This is a genomic window from Nostocoides japonicum T1-X7, assembly GCF_001046855.1.
Taxonomy (GTDB): domain Bacteria; phylum Actinomycetota; class Actinomycetes; order Actinomycetales; family Dermatophilaceae; genus Nostocoides; species Nostocoides japonicum.
On sequence record NZ_HF570958.1, the window covers coordinates 4,608,832 to 4,612,425 of the forward strand.

Annotated in this window: 3 protein-coding genes, 1 pseudogene and 1 other annotated feature; of the genes and pseudogenes, 3 read left to right on the forward strand and 1 reads right to left on the reverse strand. The window is 70.2% G+C overall.

Going from position 1 to position 3,594, the window contains the following annotated elements:
- The coding region (locus BN12_RS25510) for a transposase (protein WP_235432484.1) at positions 1–317 on the forward strand (317 nt) is incomplete at its 5' end.
- Positions 314–904, forward strand: a complete 591-nt coding sequence (locus BN12_RS20945; RefSeq protein ID WP_083454823.1) for an IS3 family transposase — start codon at positions 314–316, stop codon at positions 902–904. The genes BN12_RS25510 and BN12_RS20945, both read left to right, overlap by 4 nt.
- Here BN12_RS20945 and BN12_RS26340 read toward each other — a convergent pair.
- A pseudogene (locus BN12_RS26340) lies at positions 881–1,756 on the reverse strand (IS3 family transposase); the annotation flags it as partial. The gene BN12_RS20945 and the pseudogene BN12_RS26340 sit on opposite strands and share 24 nt — an antisense overlap.
- Positions 1,403–1,535 (reverse strand) — a sequence feature (AL1L pseudoknot). Its footprint overlaps the pseudogene before it by 133 nt.
- 91 nt (positions 1,757–1,847) lie before the next feature.
- Here BN12_RS26340 and BN12_RS20955 point away from each other — a divergent pair.
- Positions 1,848–3,002, forward strand: a complete 1,155-nt coding sequence (locus tag BN12_RS20955; RefSeq protein ID WP_235432577.1) for an ISAs1 family transposase — start codon at positions 1,848–1,850, stop codon at positions 3,000–3,002.
- The last annotated feature ends 592 nt before the right edge of the window (positions 3,003–3,594 follow it).

Here is a 3,594-nt window from a genome sequence, read left to right on the forward strand (position 1 = left end):
CCCTGATGGGTGCCAAGAGGAAGAGTTACACCCCCAAGTACCGGCAGGAGGCTGCGCGTCTGGTTATCGACACCGGTCGGACGATCGCGCAGGTGGCGCGGGAGATCGGGGTCGGGGAGCAGCTGCTGGGGCGGTGGGTCGCGATCGAGCGGTCGCGGATGGTGGACCCGCCGGCGGCGCTGGACGTCGATGAGCGGGCCGAGCTGGAGCGGCTGCGCGGGGAGAACGCCGAGTTGCGGATGGACCGGGAGTTCCTGAAAAAAGCAGCGGCCTTCTTCGCCACGGAGACCTCGAGCCCGAGCGGGCGTTCGCGGTGATCGAGGGGGAGAAGGCCGCCACGAGGCATACCATCGGGCGGATGGCCGAGCTGCTGGGGGTGTCCCGGTCCGGCTACTACGCGTGGGCGGCCCGACGGGACGCGGCGCCCGGTCCTCGGCAGGCGCGCCGGGCTGACCTGCTGGGCAAGATCAAGGTCGCCCACGACGCCTCCGACGCGGTGAACGGGGCGCCCCGGATCACCGCGGACCTGCGCGAGGCCGGTGAGGTCGTCTCGGTCAAGACGGTCGCGAGGTTGATGCGGGAGAACGACATTCGTGGGATCAGCCCGCGCCCGTGGCGGCCGGTCACCACCCTGGCGGACGCCAACCCGCACGCCATCCCCGACCTGGTCGGCCGCCGCTTCGACCAGGAGGCTCTGAACGTGGTGTGGACCTCCGACATCACCTACCTGGCCACGGGGCAGGGCTGGCTGTACCTGGCCGCGGTCCGCGACGGCTGCTCCCGCCGCGTCATCGGGTACGCCTTCGCCGACACCCTGCACACCGACCTGGTCGAGACCGCGCTGCGCCGCGCGGTCACCTTCCGCGACGGCGACACCAGCGGAGTGGTGGATCAATCCGGTTGATTCCCAGCGTGATTCGCTGATGCGGCGGGTGGTCAGGGCTTGGTGCAGCGCGTCGGTGACCATCGGGGTGTGCTTGCTGCCGGCGACCCGCCAGCCCAGGATCCGGCGGGAGTAGACGTCGACGACGAACGCGACGTACACGAACCCGGTCAACGTCCACACGTACGAGAAGTCGGCCACCCACAGCTGGTCGATCCCGGTGGGGGTGTCCCAGCCGCGACCGACCAGGTCCGGGTGCCGGCACGCCCCGGCCTCGCGCACGGTCGTGGTGGTGGCGTGCCGGCCCCGGACCGCGCCGACGATCCCGGCGATCCGCATCAGCCGGGCGACCTGGTCCCGGCCGACCTGCAGCCCGGCCCGGCGGGCCGCGGCGTGCAGCTTACGGACCCCGTACACGCCCCAGTTGGCCTCCCACAGGGTCCGCAGCGCGTGGGCCAGATAGGCCTCCTGCAGCGCCACAGGCGAGACCGGGCAGGCCCGGTGAGCGTAGTAGGTGGACGGCGCGATCGGGATGCCGTGCTCACTCAGCACCGCGCAGATCGGCACGGGCGCCGAACCGGCTCCGGTAGGAGTCGATGTAGGCCACGATCACTTGAGTCGGCGGTCGAGCTCCGCCTGAGCGAAAAACGCGGCGCTGGTCTTGAGGATCTCGTTGGCCCGCTCCAACTCGGCCACCCGCTTCTTCAGCGCCCGGACCTCCTCGGACTCCGCCGCCCGCGACCCGGCCGGCGACCGGGTGCCCTCGGTACGCTCGAGATCCTCGACCCAGTTGCGCAGCGTCGCCGGGTTCAGGTCCAGCAGACTCCCGACATGCCGCCTCGCGGCGAGCTTGGAGTCCTCCCCCTCAGCGAGGCAGGGCCTCGGCAAAGTCGGCCGACGGGGCTGTGACCTGCACAAACGCCGCCTGAAGGCCGGCGTGTTGCGGATGGTGGGCGTGGTGACGATGGGGTTCTCACACGCCGCACGTCTTCAGGGAACCCCACGCCGCCATGACATCCTCTCCCACGGTCCCGTTCGCGCGCATCCCGCTACCGAGGTGTTCGCCCAGGTGCCGGATCCGAGGGATCCGCGCGGGGTGCGCCACTCCTTGTCGGGGATCCTCGCGGTGGCCGCGGCGGCGGTGGCTGCCGGCGCCGGCTCATTGGTCGCGATTGGTGAATGGGTAGCCGACGCAGGGCAGGATGCGTTGCAACGACTGGGTATTGGTGCCGATCGGCGCCGACCCTCGGAGTCCACAATCCGCCGAACTCTCGCCGGTCTGGACGCCGACGACCTGGACCGGCGCCTGGGAGCCTGGGCTGCGCTGCGGGTCGGAACCGTCCAGGGGTGGCAGGTCATCGCCGTCGACGGCAAATCGATGCGTGGTGCCGCCGTGGAAGGTGTTCGGCCCCACCTGCTGTCCGCGCTGGCCCACGCTGACCGCGCCGTCCTCGGGCAGCTGGCCGTACCGGACAAGGGCAGCGAGATCCCCGCTCTGAAGGACCTGCTGGAGCCGATGGATCTGACCGGTACGGTCATCACCGCCGACGCACTGCACTGCCAGCGGGACACCGCGTCCTGGCTGACCAGACGCGGGGCCGACTACGTGATGACGGTCAAGGGCAACCAACCGAGGCTGCGCGACCGGCTGAAGAACCTGCCCTGGGCCACCGTCCCGGGCTCCTCCGTCGTGGACACCGGGCATGGCCGCCGGATCCGGCGAACCGTCAAAGCCGTCGAGGTTCCCGCGTGGGTGCACTGGCCCGGCGCCGCCCAGGTGCTGCAGGTCCGCCGGACTCGAACCGTCAACGGCCGCAAACGAATCGAGGTCGTCTACGCCATCTGCTCGGTCCCCATGACCCAAGCCCAACCCCGCGTCGTCGCCTCCTGGATCCAGGGGCATTGGGGTATCGAGAACTCCCTGCACTGGGTCCGCGACGTCACCTTCGACGAAGACCGCCACCAGCTACGCGTCGGCAACGGACCCCAGGTCATGGCCTGCCTGCGCAACACCGCGATCACCCTGCTCCGCCTCGCTGGCTGGAGTTGTATCGCCGCCGGACTGCGACATCACGGACGTGATCCCGCCCGACCAATCGATCTGCTCACCGCACCATGAATCGACTTTGCCGAGGCCCTGCTCAGCGAGGCGGTCGCGGTACATCCGCACCGCACGGTCACGGAACTCCTGGTCATATTTCCTCGGTGCTGACATGGTGCTGACTCTCCTTGCTAGATCAGCACTCTCCGGGGATTTCAGGGCGGTTCACAGGTCCCAACGCAGGCCACTGGCCAGCAGATCGGCATAACCCACACCTCGGCCTAAGACGCCTTATGCCGACATCGGCATAACGCGTCGGCGGTCACCACGAGGCCGGTCAGGTCGAGCCGGTCCAATACCGCGGCGAACGCGGGCGTTCCTCGTGAGTCCTCTCCGGCCGGCGTTGACCTGGCCCAACGGGATCCCGGTGGCGCGGTCGACGATGGAGAACAGATGAACCCGCGACCCCTCGGGTCGGCGAGCTCCGCGGCAGGTCTTGCCATCCACGGCGACCGCCCGAAACGCCGCCGGCGCCGGGGCGGTCGCGGCCAGCCAGGCGTGCAGCACCGCGTCGAGCACGTCGGGGTCGACGCCCAGCAGCACCCGCCGGACCGTGGGCAGGCTCGGCGGTCGGCGCCGGATCCCCAACCGTGGACGGGCCCATCGGGGC